We start from the raw sequence: 17,268 nt of genomic DNA on the forward strand, positions 1-17,268 counted from the left end.
AATGCTCTTCCCTAACAGAAAGATGGCTATACTGGTTGCACAAATCTCACAGGTCTTTAAGACCTGTGAGGTTTTAATCTATGGCAAGTTTATGCGAGTTGCTATAAACTGGTTAATCAAGAATAATAAATATCCAGACTAACCGGTTCCGGCTTTACTAATTATAGATCTAGGCGCTGGCCTGGTTTAACTCCTTGAGGGCCGCCTCATCTAAACGCATAGTGGCTGCTTTTAAAAGGGAATGAAGTTGCGTTAAATTAGTGGCGCTAGCGATTGGGGCCGTGATGCTGGGGCGGGCAATGAGCCAGGCAATAGAAATGCTGGCCGGGTCGGTATTATAGCGGGCAGCAACTTCATCCAACGCCGCCAGAATCCGGAAGCCCCGATAGTTTAAATATTTTTTGTTGCCACCTCCACGTTTGCTTTTAGCTAAATCTGCTTCGGAGCGGTATTTACCGGTTAAAAAGCCGCTGGCCAGGGCAAAGTAGCTGATCACCCCCAGGTTTTCCTGCTGGCAGATAGGTTCCAGGGCTTCTTCATAATCTTTCCGGTTATACAAATTATACTCTGGCTGCAGACTTATATACCGGGGTAAATTATTATCCCGGCTAACTTGCAAGGCTTCCTGCAGCCGTTCGGGACTAAAGTTAGAGGCGCCTATGGCTCTTATTTTGCCGGCCCTTATTAATTCATCGTAAGCTGCCAACGTTTCTTCCATAGGTATACTCGGATCATCGTAGTGTGATTGGTATAAATCTATGTAATCGGTTTGCAGCCGTTGCAATGACTCATCGCATGACTTTAATATATGCGCTTTCGATAAGCCTTTTACGCCCGGCGCCATTTCGCCACCTACTTTAGAAGCAATAATAACTTTATCGCGGCCGCCGTGTTTCTGCAGCCATTTGCCAATGATGGTTTCGGATTCGCCACCTTCATGGCCCGGCACCCACGACGAATAGGTATCGGCAGTATCAATTAAATTAAAACCCGCATCTGTAAAAGTATCTAACAAATCAAAGGAGATAGATTCATCTACTGTCCAGCCAAAAACATTACCGCCAAAAGCCAGTGGGGCTACTTCCAGCCCGGAGTTACCTAATTTTCTTTTTTCCATTTTAACTTTTGTTTTAAGACTAGGTCTACGCACAAAAGCAGGGCTGGATTTAAAGCCGGCTAAAATTTGGTAATCGGAAAAAGAATGCAGCAGTATATATTACTAAATTTAATGGGCTTTTACGGTGTTAGAAAGCAGTTCTTCGGCCCGGAAAAGATTATGGGTAGCTTGCAATATTTTGGCTTTGAGTTTTGGGTTATAATGGGGGTTATCTTGTAAGAACTGGCGCACGGCCTTGGCAGCGGCGGTACTTTGGTAAGCGCCAAGGCTAGCCTGCAGCCAGCTGGCCGGAAAAAAAATATCGCCGGTAAGTTGTATTTGTTGCAGCAGTTCCAGGCTGGCCGGCAAATATTTAACCGAAGCGTTCTGCCGGAGTGGGTGGTGAAGATATTCCAAAGCCGAAACGACCCAGGCTTCCTGTTCGCGGTTATGCTCATCTTTCAAGGAATTAAAAAAGGAGTCGCGCTGACTTTGGTCACCGGATAAGGCCGGCCATAAATAGCGAAAGCGCTTTTTCCGGTCCGGGTTCTGAATGCGTTCGTATTGTGTTTCCAGCAGAGTAGGTGTCTGGGGATAATCCTGCACAGCCAGAGCCAGGGCTAAAGCCGTGAAATCATCTTCGGTAAGTTTAACCCCGGCCGGGGCTTGTTGTTTCTGCCAGATTTGGTAAATTTTATCTTGCGCCGCTTTGGTTAAGGAAATATGCTGGTAGGCCTTAAACAATAGCTTTTTATTATTAGGTGCTTTCTGCCGAATCATCGCCTGCCAGAGTGTATTTTCTAAGGTATTGGCTACAATGTGCCGCTGTTCCGGTAAGGTAAACTGCCAGTAAAGCTGGCTCAGTTGGTTGGTGAGTAATTTCAAATTTAGTTCTTCGGTTTCTAAAGCGGCTCCGGCTGCATAAAGCCGGAGCAATTCAGCTGGTTTAACCCGGCGGCCCCGCAGCATATTCTCGTAAAGGTTAATCAGAGCGGAGGCCCGGCTTACCGGGTTCTTGATCGTGAATAAATTGGGCAGCATTTTGGTATCTACCGGAAACAAACCGTATCCCAGCCCGGTAGGGTTAAATAAAAGGTAATCCGGAACAGGCTTACCCGCCGCTTCCGGAATAATTATTTCGCGTTTGTTCAGGTGCACCAGTATATCTTCGGTATGGTTAGGGTAAACCAGCGAAACCGTAAACTGCTGCGGCCAAATCCGGTCAGAGCCGTCTTCGCCTTTCTGGGAAATTATTAGTTTGCTTATTTTATTTTGCTGGTTAAGCAATTCGTAGGAAATTTCCGGCCGGCCTGGTTCACTTACCCACACCTGGCTCCATTGCGCTAAATTGATAGGCGTATGGGTATCTAATAGCTGAATTAATTCGGGCCAGGAGGCGTTGCCGTTTGCATATTTTTTTAAATATTCCCGGATTCCCTGCCGAAAATTATCTGGCCCCATCAATAACTCCAGTTGCCGCATAACAATGGGTGCTTTGTGGTAAATAATATTGCCGTACAGGGTACCGGCCTCCTGTAAATTAGTTAGCGGTTGCCGGATAGGATTGGCGCCTGCTGTCCGATCTACGCTATAGGCGGCTAGGTAATGGTCCGTTAAAAATTTCAGGTCGAAGTCGGAGGTTGCCCCGGTTTGCTGGGTTATTTTATCGGCCATAAAGTTGGCAAATACCTCTTTCATCCAAACATCGTTGAACCACCGCATGGTAACCAGGTCGCCAAACCACATGTGGGCCGTTTCGTGGGCAATCAGATTAGAGCGGTTATTTTTCTGGTCCTGGGTAGCGCCTTCATCAAGAAACAGGGAAGCCGCTTTGTATTGAATGGCTCCTACGTGTTCCATGCCGTTGTACTGAAAATCCGGAATCGCCACAAAATCGAATTTCTGGAAAGGGTAGGGTAGTTGGGTGTAATCCGTTAAAAAAGTCAGAGCATCGTGGTGCAGCTTAAATATCGGGTTCAGGCTCTCGGCTATTTTTTGCTGGTCCGTTTCGCGATGGTAAAAGTGCATGGGGCGCCCGTTCTGGGTTTGGGATAAGTGTCGGAATTTACCGGCCGCAAAAGAAAACAGATAGGTGCTAATGGTATCGGTAGTGCCAAAATTAAGCGTCTTGTTTGCGCTAGTTATGCTGGAGTCTTGTAGGGCCGCATTAGTCAACGCTTGCCAGGAGCGGGGTAAGGTAAGGGTTAGCTTAAAAGTAGCTTTTAAATCGGGCTGGTCGAAGCAAGGAAAAACCGTGCGGGCCCGGTCGGGTACGAGCAAGGTATACAGGTAGTCTTCGTTGCGGTTAAGCGATAAATTGCCGGCCGCAAAAGAAATATAAATTTCGTTTTTTCCTGTTTTTAAATATTTCGGCGAAACGATTAGGTGTTCCTGTTCAAACATAACCGGAATATCCCGGCCATTTACTTTTACCTGCGCTAAGTTTTCTCTTTTTTCTTTAAAATCTAGCTGTAGCGGTTTTTCTTTTTCTTGCAGTTCAAAAGTAATGGTTTCGGTGGCCGGAATAGGTTCGTTTTTAGAAGCTGGAATTTGAAAAGCCAATTGATAAGAGATATTCCGGATGACTTGTTTCCGATAGGTGGCCAACGTTTGCGATATGCCGGGTTCTACGGGCAAGTGACTGGCCTTCTTCACTTGGTTGATACAGGCATTTAAAAGAATAATAAGAAGTAAAAACGAATACCGCAGTAGTATCAATTTGGTAAGAGTAAGAAATTTGCGCACCAAGTTAGGTTTTGAACGGGTTAAGCGCATCTAAAATAAAAAATAATTATCTAAAATATCTATTTTATAAACGGGTTTGGACGGAAGGTAGGCTATTGATTTTCTGCTATGCTACTGCTCTTTTTCGGTTTAATGAATGGCTATTTAAAAATAATAATGGCTAATTTTATCTAAAGTCAATTTTAGGTGGATTAATATTAACCTCTTATTATCAATTTGTAAAGGAAATTTATTGAATATTAAATATTATCTAAAAGAAACAGCCTTCACTTTTCTGGTAAAATGAAGGCTGTAAAACTTTATAAAATAGAATATAATTTTAAGGAAAAATACCCAGCGATAAATAGCTGACCGATATTTTTTGAATAGCATCAAAAAAGGCGGCTGTCCGCAAATCGTTAATACCGGGGTTGCGGTGCATCACATCCCTGATTTCGTGGTAAGCTAGAATCATAGTATCTTCCAGGCCTGACCGTACCAAATCTACTTCGTCGGCCCCGTGAATAAGCATTTGCCTTTCTTTGGCGCTGATGGTATGACCGGTGTGCTGCTCAATGGTATCCACAATGCGGCGCAAACTGGCTTCTTCGGCCCGTTTACCCATGCGGCCAAACCGTACGTTTGATAAGTTCTTCAGCCATTCGAAATAAGAAACAGTAACCCCACCGGCATTCAGGTATAAATCAGGAATGATAAAAATACCTTTTTGCAGTAATATTTTTTCGCCTTCCTGGGTAATTGGTCCGTTAGCACCTTCGGCAATTATTTTGGCTTGTATGGTAGCAGCATTACGGTGGTCAATTTGGTTTTCGAGGGCGGCCGGCAACAGAATATCGCACTCGTAGGCAAGTAAGTCTAAAGAGTTAGCAATGTTAGTGGCATCCGGGAAATCTAGAATAGAACCGGTGTTTTTTCGGTGCAGAAAAGCCGCTTCTAAGTCTATGCCGTCTTTGTTAAATATGCCGCCTTCGCGTTCGGCAATGCCAATGATGATGACCCCTTCCTGCTGGCAGAAATGCGTGGCATGGTACCCCACGTTACCCAAACCCTGCACAATCATGCGTTTGCCGCTTAAACCCGGCGAGATGCCTAACTGGTTCAGGATTTCGGTGTCTTGTAAAGCTTCACGCAAACCGTAAAATATTCCCAAACCTGTAGCTTCGGTCCGGCCGCGGATACCGCCCTGGCCCACCGGCTTACCGGTTACGGAGCCCAAAGCATTGGTTTCGCCGTGTTTAAAAGTATGGTAGGTATCGGCGATCCAGGCCATTTCGCGGCTGCCGGTGCCGTAATCGGGAGCCGGTACATCTACGCCCGGACCAATTAAATTTTTCTTGATAAGCTCACTGGCGTAGCGCCGGGTTACTTTTTCCAATACCTCTACCGGCGTGGTGCGAGGGTTAATTTTAACGCCACCCTTGGCGCCGCCAAAAGGTACATCTACCAGGGCGCATTTAAAAGTCATAAGGGTAGCCAGGGCAATTACCTCGTCTTCGTCAACGTGCATGCTGTAGCGGATACCGCCTTTGGTAGGTAATTTGTGGTGACTGTGCTGGGCGCGGATGCCTTCGTACACCACTACTTTTCCGTCTACTTCTACCGGAAAGTTTACTTTGTAAACGCTGTTGCAAATTTTAATTTGTTCCAGAATGCCTGAGTCCAGATTGGTGTGGCGGGCGGCCTGATCATAATAATGGTGAACACTGTTTAAAAATTGTTTTCCCTCGCTTTCTTGATTCATAGTTTATGTGGAATTGGTGTGGCACTATAGTAACGCGTAGCCGTTGGTATTGTTATAAATTTAAGGTTTAGCACAATTGCTGGTAAGATAAGTAGTTTAAGGTATAATTTGTAGCAGGGCTATTATAAGCATTAATGCGGTTAATCCGTTAATTTCGCATAACCAATGCTTAAAAGTTCGTATAGAACCCAAAATATAATTTTGATTCCTTTAAAACCTTTTATGCCGGCAGCGCCAACTTCGAAGTATTCCGCCAGTAAGCCTATTTTTAAATCCGAACGTTACACGGTGTTGCCTGACCGGGTGATGCAGGAAATTTTTGAAGCCTGCGCATTGTCACGGACCGAACTTATCTCGAATTACAAAAGTCCTACCAATAGCCACCAACCACCACGCATTTATTTTAAATTTAGCCTGAACGGGTTAGATAACGAAATGGCGTGGGGCGAAGATCACATTATTCATTGTCGTTCAACCGACGGCATCTGCGTATCTCCCATCATAAAGTTTGGCGAGCGGTATATCGATGACTCTCATCTGTCTTTGGATGCCGTATTGGCCCCGCATACCACATTAAAACTGCGCTTAGATTTACGGGAGGTATTAGACGCCTTCCGGCAAAAAGGTTTTTACACCACCTATAACGGCACCAAAATTTACCGCCAGGAGTTTAAGGGCGCTTTTGTAGCGGGCAGTATGCCGCCCTTGTCCTGGAATTTCGACCGCTTGGGTTACCAGAAAGATATGCAGTTGCACGATGCCGACGGCGATGGTATTTACGACATCACGCTTACCCTTAATCCGCCGGACGAGCCCGACGTGCCGCTCCGCCGTTGGGAATTAAGCCGCGATATTTCAGCTTATCCGCAGTACAAATCAGATTATGTGTTGCTGGATGCCTTGTATAATTTATCGCTCGAAGAGATGGAGAAAGATGTGGAGCCGGATAATACTTTCCGGACCGGGCTGGAATGGGCCGGCGTCTGGACCCGCGATGTAAGTTACAGTGCTATTCTGGCTATGGCTTTGCTGCGGCCCGATATTGCCCAAAATAGTTTGCTGCATAAAGTCCGGAACAATCGCATTATACAAGATACGGGCACCGGCGGAGCTTACCCGGTTTCTACGGACCGACAGATTTGGGCTGTAGCCGCCTGGGAAATTTTTAAAGTAACCGGCGACCAGGAGTGGCTCCGGACAGCTTACGCAATTATTAAGCAAACGCTCGTGGACGATGAACATAATATTTACGATAGCGAAACTGGCCTGGTGCAAGGCGAATCTTCTTTCCTGGACTGGCGGGAACAAACTTACCCCGAATGGATGCAGCCGGCCGATATTTACGAATCGTTTTGTTTGAGTACCAATGCGGTACACTATGGCGCTAACTTCGTGTTGGCCCAAATGGCAACCCTGTTGGGTGATAATGCAACTGCGGGAAAATATGCTGCTATAGCGGCCAAAATCAAAACCAGCATTAATGCCTATTTCTGGTTGCCGGAGAAAAACTATTATGGCCAATATTTATACGGCCGGTTATTTAAAATTTTATCGCCGCGGGCCGATGCTTTAGGAGAAGCGCTGTGCGTGTTGTTTGACATTGCCGAACCTGAACAGCAACAGTTAATTATAGAAAATACGCCGGTAGGGGCGTTTGGTATTCCTTGTATATCTCCTCAGATTCCGGCTATTCCGCCTTACCATAACAATGCCGTTTGGCCTTTTGTACAGGCTTTCTGGTCGCTGGCTGTGGCCAAAACTGGTAACCAAACTGCTTTAATTCACAATTCAAGCGCCATTTACCGATCTACCGCTTTATTTCTGACGAATAAAGAAAACTTTGTAGCTACCGATGGGGATTTTGCCGGGACGGTTATTAATTCGGACGAGATGTTGTGGAGTTTATCGGGTAACCTGAGTCTGGTTTATAAAGTATTGTTCGGGTTAACTTTCACAACCGATAAATTAATATTGCAGCCCTTTGTATCAGAAGCTTTAAAAGGCAGTCACCAGCTTACGAATTTTCATTACCGACAGGCTATTCTTAATATTTATCTGAGTGGCTTTGGGAACAAAATAAAATCTATCAGTCTGGATGATCAAATACTGGATAAACCTGAAATTCCAGCTTCGCTGACGGGACTCCACGATATCCGGATTACCCTAGCTGATGAAACCCCGGAAGCTCTAAAGATTAATTTATCCTGCGAGGCTTTTTCTCCGGCTACTCCGCAGGTTACCTTGCAAGAAAATCTGCTTTCGTGGCAGCCGGTACCTAACGCCGTGTTCTATAAAATTATCAAAAACGGGCGTGAAGTTGCTAAAATTGGGGCAGAGCAGTTAAGTATCTTATTGCAGGAAGCGGGGGAATATCAGGTAATAGCCGTGGATAAAAATAATTACGAGTCTTTTGCGAGCGAACCTTTAACTAGGCTCCCGACCGAAAATATATGGCTCTACGAAGCAGAAGACTTCACCGAGAAGGCAGATTTTGGCAGTACTGCTTATTCCGGTACTGGTTACGTAGAAATCAGCCGGAACCTCAACACGCAACTTTGTTTTAATCTTAATCTGCCTGCCGCTGGTAAATATGCCTTAGATTTTCGGTATGCCAATGGCAATGGCCCCATCAATACCAATAACAAATGCGCTTTGCGTACGCTAAAAACCAAATCGCATTTACTGGGAACGGTGGTGTTTCCGCAGCGGGGCGATCAGCATTGGTCGGATTGGGGCTTTAGCAACGCTATCGTAACTTATTTAACGGCGGGAGAACAGCAGCTTTGCCTTTCATTTGATCCGGCCAATGAAAACATGGATGGAGAAATAAACCAGGCCTTGCTGGATTATTTACGAATTATTAAACTTCTGGAGGATGGCGTTTAAGTTCCTGCGGTAATATTTACGAAAATGTAATATTTGATTAAGGATTATTGAATATTTCAGAAAAAGCCCCGGTTTAGCGGCCGGGGCTTTCTGGTTTTAGTGCGTATGGCGGGCTTTATTGTAGTTTATCAGGTAAAATATTCCTATTTGGCCCAGGTGGTTTTTTAAAGGTGTCCGGGGCGGTACGTCGTTAATATTGGTTAACCCAAACAGCCAACGGAAATCAGCACCCAAACCCGAACTGCTTATAAAACTTAGTCCGGTAGCCAGCGAAAAATCAACGGCCTCGTAGTTTTCTTTAACGTTAAACCGGTTATCATCCTGATCCTGGCGTTTAGCACCTACCAAAAAGCCAACCTGTGGGCCGGCCTCTAGCCGGAAGCCATCGCCGAACATGTATTGGCCCATTACTGGTACCGTAATGTAATTTATGTGGTGTTTAACTTCTGAATTTTGTAGCTTGGCACCTTGGTTAGAATATAATAATTCTGGTTGTATGGCAATCTGGCGGGTTATATGAATATGCGCCAGGCCGCCCACGTGCAGCCCCAGTTTATAATCGAAATTATCCTGGTTTTTAAGTTTTAAAGTAGAAGCATTAAAACCGCCTTTCAGGCCAAAATGGGTCCGCTGGGCCTGCACCAGGGTAAAAGAGAAAACAGCGATGGTAAAAAGAAAAATTTTTTTCATAGTTGTAAAAGATTTATCGGGCATTTGCACCTACATCACGCATATCCCGAAAAAAGGTTAATATTTTGTAAAGGGATAGTTAAACAAAGAGTACTTTGTTTGGCGGCAAAGTTATCGATTAAGTTTTAAGCGGGCCTAAATCTGGACGGAAGAAATTTACTGAATTATTTTTTTCTAATATGGGATAGCTATTTAATGAGATTGACCACAACAGGTCCAGACCTTAGCCCGAAATAGTGGAATAAACTATTAACTTTAGCGGGCCTAAATACCGGGCGAATAGACGATATAAATAAATATTATTAACCGCTCATAAGGGTTATTTCGTTTGAAGAAGATAACCGCTGAAATAAAATCATGAATGCATTTGATCTGACCGAACACCCGCACCGCCGCTTTAATGCTTTAACCGGCGAATGGATTTTAGTATCGCCACACCGTTCCAAGCGACCCTGGCAAGGCCAGCAGGAAGATATTCCGAAAGAAGAACGACCACAGTACGATCCTAAATGTTACTTGTGCCCCGGCAACGTACGGGCCAATGGCGAGTACAACCCGCCTTACACCCAAACCTTTGTTTTTGATAACGATTTTGGTGCATTGCAGGCCAACGTGCCACTGGGTGACTTCCGGAAAGGAGAATTATTAAAAGCCGAAGCCGAACGGGGCATTTGCCGGGTAATTTGCTTTTCGCCGCGCCACGACCTAACCTTAACCGATATGGAAGTGGGAGAAATTAAGAAAGTGGTAGATGTGTGGCAGCGGGAATATCAGGAATTAGGCGCGCTCGACTTTATTAATTACGTACAGATATTTGAAAACAAAGGCACCGTGATGGGTAGCAGCAACCCGCACCCGCACGGCCAGATTTGGGCCCAGAGCACTGTGCCGGTAGAGCCCGCGAAGGAAACCGTACAGCAATTGGCGTATTACAAAGCGCACGGCCGGAGCTTACTCGCCGATTATTTGGTTTTGGAGCAGGAAGAAAAGCAGCGTATTGTACTGGAAACCGATGCTTTTGTGGCATTGGTGCCTTTTTGGGCGGTGTGGCCTTTCGAGACTATTATAATTCCCAAGCGCCATTTTGGCAATATTTTAGAAATGAACGAGGCCGAAAAAAACGACTTTGCGGCCATAATAAAAGCCCTCTCTACGCTTTACGATAAATTATTTGGCGTTTCGTTCCCGTACTCGGCGGGTATGCACCAAAGCCCTACCGATGGGCAGGAACACCCCGAATGGCATTTTCACATGCACTTTTATCCCCCGCTGTTACGGTCGGCCACTGTTAAAAAGTTTATGGTGGGGTACGAAATGCTAGGCAATCCGCAACGTGATATTACCGCCGAGTGGGCCGCCGAGCGGCTGCGGAGCCTGAAATAAACAGGAGTTTCAGCTAGCGGTTTCGGCTTGGTTAATACGTATAAAAATAGTTTATCTGCGCTGGTTTAGTTAAGCTTGCAGCAGATGGTTTAAAGATAAGATGCCCTGGTTCGGACTGAATCGGGGCATTTTTATATCTTTTAATTTGGTGAGTATTAAGCGGGAATTATTATTTCCAATTAATTAAAAATCAATCAAATATTTATACTAAAAAGCCCTATACCCGCTATTTGGTAATATTTAACAAATAAGGCAAATAATTAAACAAAAGGGCCTATTTTTACCTGCGAAACTGAACAAATTACTAGTTAAAACGGCGGAATATACGTATCTTTACAAATTAAAATAAACCTGAGATTAGAACATTTCATGAGCGAAGTACAAGAGAAAAAAACATCGGATTATTCAGCGGATAGCATACAGGTTTTAGAAGGTTTAGAAGCAGTTCGGAAGCGGCCTGCTATGTATATAGGCGACATTGGCGTTAAAGGTTTACACCATTTGGTGTGGGAGGTAGTTGATAATTCCATCGACGAAGCCCTGGCCGGTCATTGTGATACCATCAATGTTGCTATCAACCCAGATAACTCTGTCACCGTTTCCGATAACGGCCGTGGTATTCCTACCGACTTCCACCACAAAGAAGGCCGTTCGGCTTTGGAAGTGGTAATGACAGTGTTGCATGCCGGCGGTAAATTCGATAAAGATAGTTATAAAGTTTCGGGTGGTTTGCACGGCGTAGGCGTATCCTGCGTAAATGCCTTGTCTACCGACCTTACCGTTACCGTTTACCGGAATGGTAAAATATATGATCAAGCTTATAAAATTGGCATACCGCAATATCCGGTGCGGGAAATTGGTGAGACGGAGAGCCACGGTACTACGGTGCAGTTTAAGCCCGACGATTCTATTTTTACCACTACCGAATACAAATACGACACCATTGCCGGCCGTTTACGCGAATTATCTTTCCTGAACAAAGGTATTCGAATTAATCTTACCGATTTGCGGGAGAAAAAAGCGGACGGCACTTTCCTGAGCGAGTCTTTTTATTCGGAAGGCGGCCTGAAAGAATTTGTTGCTTACCTCGAAGAAACTCGCGAAAACCTGATTCCGGAACCAATTTACGTTGAAAGCGAAAAAAACAATATTCCTATTGAGATTGCACTGCAATACAACTCTTCTTACACCGAGAATATTTTCTCCTACGTAAATAATATTAATACCATCGAAGGGGGTACTCACGTAGCCGGCTTCCGGCGGGCGCTTACCCGTACCTTAAAATCATACGCCGAGCGGTCGGGTATGCTCGAAAAAGCCAAAGTAGAAATTCAAGGCGATGATTTCCGGGAAGGTTTAACGGCCGTTATTTCGGTTAAAGTGCAGGAGCCGCAGTTTGAAGGCCAGACCAAAACCAAGCTGGGCAACTCCGATGTAATGGGTGCCGTGGATATTGCTGTAGGCGAAATGTTGGCCGATTTTTTAGAAGAAAATCCGCGCGAAGCCAAAATCATAATCCAGAAGGTAATATTAGCGGCACAGGCCCGTCAGGCGGCCCGGAAAGCCCGCGAAATGGTACAGCGCAAAAGCGTTTTATCAGGTACCGGCTTACCTGGTAAACTCGCCGACTGCTCCGAATCGGATCCGGCCCAGTGCGAAATATACCTGGTAGAGGGTGACTCGGCGGGTGGTTCGGCTAAACAAGGCCGCGATCGTAAATTCCAGGCTATTCTGCCGTTGCGGGGTAAAATCCTGAACGTAGAGAAAGCCCAGGAACACCGCATTTACGAGAACGACGAGATTAAAAACATGATTACGGCTTTGGGGGTAAGCTTTGGTACCGCCGACGACCACAAAGCCCTGAACATGGAAAAACTGCGGTATCATCGGATAATTATCATGACCGATGCGGATATTGACGGCAGCCACATCCGGACGTTGATTCTGACGTTCTTTTTCCGGTATATGAAAGACCTGATCGATAACGGATATATTTATATTGCTTTGCCGCCGCTTTACCTGGTTAAAAAAGGCAAAGAAGAACGCTATTGCTGGACCGAACAGGAACGCGCCGATGCCATTAAAGAACTGGCCAAGGGCGGTAAAGAAGACTCGGTAGGGGTGCAGCGATACAAAGGTTTGGGCGAGATGAACCCCGAACAGCTTTGGACTACGACCATGCGCCCCGATACCCGCAGTTTAAAGCAGGTAACTATCGAGTCGGCGGCTGAGGCAGATCATTTGTTTTCGATGCTCATGGGCGACGAGGTAGCACCGCGCCGCGATTTTATCGAAAGAAATGCCAAATATGCCCGTGTAGACGTATAAAAAGTAAACAGCTTTCGTTTTATAAAAAGCTTGCCCACCCGGCAAGCTTTTTTTATAATATAATTAAATAAAGTTTGCACGTATAATAGGTTAATTCGCATCTTTAAAACCTTATTCAGAGAATAAATTTACAACTTTCGGGTTGTAGATAGCAGGCAAACAATACCGCAAAAGCCAAACAGTAGCGTAACTATGGAGTTAAATAAAGTTTCGGATCAAATCAGAAAGAGTAAGTATATCAGCCGTGATCTAAGCTGGATTCGGTTTAATTACCGGGTATTGGATCAGGCCAAGAGTACGGAACGGGGATTATTTGATGCCTTAAAATTTTTAGCCATAACCGCCTCTAACCTGGATGAGTTTTTTATGATCCGGGTGGGCAGCTTGTATAATTATATAGATTACGGTAAAGAAAGAGTAGATTACTCGGGCTTACGGGAATTGCCATTCCGGCGTAAACTCCTGGAATTTGCCCACCGCTTGGTAACCGATGTTTACCTGACCTTTGAAGAATGGAAGCTGCAGTTTAATAAAAGCGGATTTAGTATTTGTAAAATAGATGATTTAACCGAAGGCGAACAGCGGAAAGCCAGTCGGTTTTATTTTAACACTATTTTCCCGATGCTGACGCCCATGGTTTACGATAACTACCATGGTTTTCCGTTGCTGATGAACCAGGCCCTTATTTTTGGGGTAATTACCAAAAGTAACGATGATGCCAAACTGCAGAACCGCTTAACTTTTATTCAGATTCCGCAGAATTTGTCCCGGTTTTTTGAAATTCAGCGGAAAGATAAACTGCTTTTTGTGCCGATAGAAGAAATTATCCGGTGGCAAATCGAAACGCTCTTCCGGAATGTTGAAATAGTATCTATTGATTTATTCCGGATAACCCGGAACGGCGATTTTACTTTAGAAGAAAGCGACGACATTGATGCCGATTTTATTAACGAAATAAAAATAAAGCTCAAAACACGTAAAAAAGGCCGGGTAGTACGGGTTGAAATGGAAAAAAATCCGTCGCCGGTGCTTTTAAAAGGCTTAAAAGAGCGTTGGAACATTGATAATGCCAATATTTTTATAATTAATAATTTGCTGGATCTGAAAAGTTTGTGGCAAATAATCCGGCACACCAATTTCCTGGATAAATTAACCCGCCAGCCCAACCCGGTGAACCCCATTGGCTTACCCGATTCAGAGCACAGCGATTTATTTGAGGTACTAAAGCAGAAAGATGTATTACTGCATCATCCGTTTAACAGCATTGAGCCCGTGGTACAACTGTTAGAGCGCGCTGCCGAAGACCCGAATGTTCTGGCTATCAAACAAACTATTTACCGCCTGGCCGATCAGTCGCGGGTAACCGCTGCCTTGCTCAAAGCCGCTGAAAACGGGAAACACGTTTCGGTTTTGTTTGAAGTAAAAGCCCGATTCGACGAAGAACGGAATATTAAAGAAGGGGAGAAGTTGGAAAAAGCCGGATGCTTTGTTATTTACGGCATCAGCAAGTATAAAACCCATACCAAAATGCTCATGATCATCCGGAAAGAAGGCGAGAAGGTAACCCGGTATGTGCATATTGGCAGCGGTAATTACAATGAGCAAACCAGCCGCTTGTACACCGATATCAGTTTGTTAACCACCGACGAAACCTACGCCCACGATGTATCGGAGTTTTTTAACGTTATCACCGGCCATTCTTTCCCAAATGATTACCAATACCTGATTACGGCGCCGAAAGATATGCGTCACCAAATTCTGGAACTCATCCGCACCGAAGCCGAGAATGCCCGTAATGGTTTACCCAGCGGTATTGTAATGAAAATGAATTCGCTGGAAGACAAAGAAATTATTGACGAATTTTACAAAGCCTCCAAAGACGGGGTGCCCATTAAATTAATTGTGCGGGGCATTTGCTGTTTGCGGCCGCAGCGCCAGGAACTGAGCGAAAATATTTCGGTTATCTCTATTGTAGGCGAGTTTCTGGAGCACACCCGCTTGTTTTATTTTCATAACAACGGCGAACCCAAAGTATACGGCGGCAGCGCCGATATGATGGTGCGCAGTTTCGACCGCCGCATTGAGGCTCTTTTTTTAATTGTAGACCAAAACGTTAAGCGGGAAGCCATGAAAATATTACTGTATAATTTAAAAGATAACCAGAATACTTACATCATGCGCGAAGATGGCGCCTACATAAAAAAACGCGAACCCGAAGAAGAAGCCTTTAATATTCACCGGGAGTTTTACCACATGCAAATTGCCCCCGACGAAGAAATAAAGTTGTTTTAGTTAAAAGAACAAAAAACGTTACACACCAAATGAGGGTATTTTGATAACAATATGCAAGCCAGTTAGCGGTTTTTGATTTAGAGCAGAATGGTCTTTTAAAATCCGTATGGCACTTTGGTGCCGGATTTTATTTTGTGCTTCCTATCTTTGCGGCCTTTACGAAGTAAAAACATGCCAAAGAGAAGTTAGAACAAGCGGAAAAAAACCATGGAAAATAATATTCCGGATAAAGGAATTCCTATAGCTGTTTCCTTAACATCAACTTTAGAAGCTGAAAATATGCGGCCGCAAATAGCGCCGGATAAAAAGAGGCTTTTAATAATGGCGGCTTTAGCGGTAGTAATAGCCATTTGCATCAGCTTTATCTCTAAGTTATTAGTCTATTTAATTGACCTGGTAACGCATATTTCTTTTTACGGTAATTTATCGGTCGAGCCGGTAAGTCCGGCCCATCACCAACTGGGTTTATTCGTAATAGTAGTGCCGGCCATTGGCGGGGTAATTATTGGGTTAATGGCTTTATACGGTTCTAAAGCTATTCGCGGGCACGGTATTCCCGAGGCCATGGAGCAGGTTTTAACCAACCAGAGCCGAATAAAGCCCTCTATTACCTATTTAAAGCCTATTTCTTCCGCCATTTCTATCGGCACCGGTGGCCCTTTTGGTGCTGAAGGGCCCATCATTGCCACGGGTGGCGCCTTAGGTTCTACCCTGGGCCAGCTATTAAATATTACCCATATCGAGCGCAAAATATTACTGGCTGCCGGCGCTACAGCTGGTATGTCTGCTATTTTCGGCAGTCCGGTGGCGGCTATATTTTTGGCCATAGAACTCCTGCTGTTCGAGTTTTCACCCCGTTCCATTATTCCGGTTGCGCTGGCTTGTATAACCGGGGCCGCCGGGCACCATTTCTTATTCGAAGGTGGCCCGGTTTTTCCCATCGATACGCTAATTGGGATACCTTCTAATCCGGCGTTGGTAGGGTATAGTGCTATTGGCATTGTAGTGGGGCTGCTGTCGGTGGTGGTAACCAAACTGGTTTACCTGGTGGAAGATGCCTTCGAAAAGCTACCGGTTCATTGGATGTGGTGGCCGGCCATTGGCGGCCTGGGCGTTGGCGTAGTTGGCTATTTCGCGCCGCGTACGTTAGGCGTCGGTTATGAAAATATTACCGATATTCTATCGGGCAATATTCCGGTGCAGTTAGTTTTATCGCTGGGTTTATTAAAATTTGTTTCCTGGGTAATTGCGTTGGGCAGCGGCACCTCGGGCGGCACCTTGGCGCCTTTGTTAACGATTGGCGCGGCAGCCGGGGCTTTGCTGGGCAGCATTATTATTTTTCTTTTTCCGGAAGCGGGGGTTACACTCATCCTGGCTGCTTTGGTGGGCATGTCGGCGATGTTTGCCGGCGCCTCCCGGGCCTTAATTACTTCTATTATTTTTGCCATCGAAACCACCTCACAATCCAACGCCTTGTTGCCGCTGCTGGCTTCCTGCACCGGTTCTTATTTTGTTTCTTTTTTCCTGATGGAAAATACAATCATGACCGAGAAGATTGCCCGCCGGGGCGTAAAAACGCCGCATTCCTACGAGCCGGATATTTTAGAGAAAGTAACGATTGGTCAGGTAATACAGGAAAACCGGCTGGCCTTAGGTGCCGAAAACCGCATTGGTGAAGTACGGGAATGGCTGGAAAAAGAGCAGGAATACAATAGCAATTTTTTTGTAATCGTAAATCCTGACCAAACGTTTAAAGGCATCATCAGTTCCTCTAATTTGTACAGCAGCCATCACCATTCCGAAACTTTAATTGGCTCCCTTATAAAACGCCTGCCGGTTTCAGTTTCGGCTAATAGCAGCCTGCGGATGGCCGTAGAAATAATGGCCAAAGAAAATGTGGACGTACTACCGGTGGTATCGCGGGAGAATACCATTATGGGGGTGCTGACTTATAAAGATATTATTGGGGCCTATAAAAAAAGCCTGGACGAGCACGAAAAGCAAGTCGCCAATCTTTCGCTTAAAAATTATAGTCTGAAAATTTTACAGCACGGACAAAAACTGATTACTACGGTAAAAAAAGGCTCAAAATAAGTGGCCTGGTACC

9 protein-coding genes are annotated in these 17,268 nt (G+C 45.1%); 5 read left to right on the forward strand and 4 right to left on the reverse strand.

Features of this window, described 5'->3' with window-relative positions; translation table 11 throughout:
• Positions 1–169 precede the first annotated feature (169 nt).
• The 3 genes from AAE02nite_RS13485 to AAE02nite_RS13495 form a co-directional block, all read right to left on the reverse strand.
• On the reverse strand, positions 170–1,117 hold the full coding sequence (locus AAE02nite_RS13485) for an aldo/keto reductase (protein WP_146898273.1): 948 nt from the start codon (positions 1,115–1,117) through the stop codon (positions 170–172).
• 108 nt (positions 1,118–1,225) lie between these two features.
• Positions 1,226–3,751, reverse strand: coding sequence for a M1 family metallopeptidase (locus AAE02nite_RS13490; RefSeq protein ID WP_246151021.1), 2,526 nt, complete (start codon positions 3,749–3,751; stop codon positions 1,226–1,228).
• Positions 3,752–4,160: 409 nt separating this feature from the next.
• The gene (locus tag AAE02nite_RS13495) at positions 4,161–5,582 is read right to left on the reverse strand and encodes a Glu/Leu/Phe/Val family dehydrogenase (protein WP_146898275.1); all 1,422 of its coding nucleotides are present in this window, start codon (positions 5,580–5,582) and stop codon (positions 4,161–4,163) included.
• Between the two features lie 222 nt (positions 5,583–5,804).
• Between AAE02nite_RS13495 and AAE02nite_RS13500 the strand changes: the two genes are divergently transcribed.
• Positions 5,805–8,468, forward strand: a complete 2,664-nt coding sequence (locus AAE02nite_RS13500; protein ID WP_146898276.1) for an alpha-L-rhamnosidase-related protein — start codon at positions 5,805–5,807, stop codon at positions 8,466–8,468.
• Positions 8,469–8,564: 96 nt separating this feature from the next.
• On the opposite strand, the gene AAE02nite_RS13505 is transcribed toward AAE02nite_RS13500, so the two are convergent.
• Positions 8,565–9,158 carry a porin family protein gene (locus tag AAE02nite_RS13505; protein WP_170252600.1) on the reverse strand — a complete coding sequence of 198 codons (594 nt, stop codon included), beginning with the start codon at positions 9,156–9,158 and terminating at the stop codon, positions 8,565–8,567.
• 357 nt (positions 9,159–9,515) lie between these two features.
• On the opposite strand from AAE02nite_RS13505, the gene AAE02nite_RS13510 reads away from it, so the two are divergent.
• The 4 genes from AAE02nite_RS13510 (at position 9,516) to AAE02nite_RS13525 (ending at position 17,255) form a co-directional block, all read left to right on the forward strand.
• The gene (locus AAE02nite_RS13510) at positions 9,516–10,541 is read left to right on the forward strand and encodes a UDP-glucose--hexose-1-phosphate uridylyltransferase (protein WP_146898278.1); all 1,026 of its coding nucleotides are present in this window, start codon (positions 9,516–9,518) and stop codon (positions 10,539–10,541) included.
• Between the two features lie 369 nt (positions 10,542–10,910).
• The gene (gyrB, locus tag AAE02nite_RS13515) at positions 10,911–12,869 is read left to right on the forward strand and encodes a DNA topoisomerase (ATP-hydrolyzing) subunit B (RefSeq protein ID WP_146898279.1); all 1,959 of its coding nucleotides are present in this window, start codon (positions 10,911–10,913) and stop codon (positions 12,867–12,869) included.
• 192 nt (positions 12,870–13,061) lie between these two features.
• Positions 13,062–15,161 (forward strand): polyphosphate kinase 1, encoded by a 2,100-nt coding sequence (ppk1, locus tag AAE02nite_RS13520; protein ID WP_146898280.1) that lies wholly within the window; start codon positions 13,062–13,064, stop codon positions 15,159–15,161.
• Between the two features lie 207 nt (positions 15,162–15,368).
• The gene (locus AAE02nite_RS13525; protein ID WP_146898281.1) at positions 15,369–17,255 is read left to right on the forward strand and encodes a chloride channel protein; all 1,887 of its coding nucleotides are present in this window, start codon (positions 15,369–15,371) and stop codon (positions 17,253–17,255) included.
• The last annotated feature ends 13 nt before the right edge of the window (positions 17,256–17,268 follow it).

The sequence above is a fragment of the Adhaeribacter aerolatus genome, assembly GCF_007991635.1.
GTDB classification, from domain to species: Bacteria; Bacteroidota; Bacteroidia; order Cytophagales; family Hymenobacteraceae; genus Adhaeribacter; species Adhaeribacter aerolatus.

Excerpts from the sequence above, each read along its gene's own strand:
- AAE02nite_RS13505 (WP_170252600.1), bottom strand. The coding sequence starts at position 9,158 with ATGAAAAAAATTTTTCTTTTTACCATCGCTGTTTTCTCTTTTACCCTG.
- AAE02nite_RS13500 (WP_146898276.1), top strand. The coding sequence starts at position 5,805 with ATGCCGGCAGCGCCAACTTCGAAGTATTCCGCCAGTAAGCCTATTTTT.
- AAE02nite_RS13485 (WP_146898273.1), bottom strand. The coding sequence starts at position 1,117 with ATGGAAAAAAGAAAATTAGGTAACTCCGGGCTGGAAGTAGCCCCACTG.
- ppk1 (WP_146898280.1), top strand. The coding sequence starts at position 13,062 with ATGGAGTTAAATAAAGTTTCGGATCAAATCAGAAAGAGTAAGTATATC.
- AAE02nite_RS13495 (WP_146898275.1), bottom strand. The coding sequence starts at position 5,582 with ATGAATCAAGAAAGCGAGGGAAAACAATTTTTAAACAGTGTTCACCAT.
- gyrB (WP_146898279.1), top strand. The coding sequence starts at position 10,911 with ATGAGCGAAGTACAAGAGAAAAAAACATCGGATTATTCAGCGGATAGC.
- AAE02nite_RS13510 (WP_146898278.1), top strand. The coding sequence starts at position 9,516 with ATGAATGCATTTGATCTGACCGAACACCCGCACCGCCGCTTTAATGCT.
- AAE02nite_RS13525 (WP_146898281.1), top strand. The coding sequence starts at position 15,369 with ATGGAAAATAATATTCCGGATAAAGGAATTCCTATAGCTGTTTCCTTA.